This is a genomic window from Vibrio sp. 378, assembly GCF_033339435.1.
In genome coordinates this window covers 1-646 of sequence record NZ_JAWOUO010000681.1, presented here as the reverse complement: position 1 = coordinate 646, position 646 = coordinate 1, and the positions used below count along the sequence as shown (strand labels likewise).

Genomic DNA, 646 nt, shown 5'->3' with positions numbered 1-646 from the left:
AAATCTGGTATCGACGACCGTCTACCAGTACCAGGTGCGAAAGTAGAAGATGGCAAGCTAGCAATGAACGTTCAGTTTCCTGGCGTGAAGCTTCAATACTCTCTAGACGGCAAAAACTGGCTGAATTACGCAGACAATGCTCGTCCAAATGTGAAAGGTGAAGTGTTCATCCGATCTGTATCGGCAACAGGTGAGAAAACAAGTCGTGTGACTAGCGTAAAATAATACGATTCTTGTAAGTTAATTTTTGGCAAAGCCTCAACGCATGTTGAGGCTTTCTTTATTTTTAAGGGAAATTAAGTGTGATCGAAGTCTTAATATTTTGCATTGATAAATAAGTTTTGGTGTTAAAGATAGAAATTAAATGTGAAGTGAGTCGGGTTATTTCGCCATTTATTAAATCGTTAGTTGTTTATGATCACATTTTATTTTTTTGACGAATTTTTATAAATCAATGCAAGTGTCTGTAATTACCAGTGTTTTTATTATGGTTATAGAGTCGGGTTTGAACGAGATCACTTTTTAAACGGATTTATTTTCCATTGCGAATTAATTATTTCAGTATGGCCACCGCCACGGAGGCACATTCCAAGGCTTGCGATGATCGGGAAAAGAAGCCCATGGAACCATCGCATAACGTGAATAA

The 646-nt window shown here is 37.8% G+C and carries 1 protein-coding gene; it reads left to right on the top strand.

What is annotated here, in order from left to right; genetic code table 11:
• On the top strand, window positions 1-225 hold a 225-nt coding region (locus R7Q48_RS28240), incomplete at its 5' end, for a chitobiase/beta-hexosaminidase C-terminal domain-containing protein (RefSeq protein WP_318133627.1).
• Window positions 226-646 lie beyond the last annotated feature (421 nt).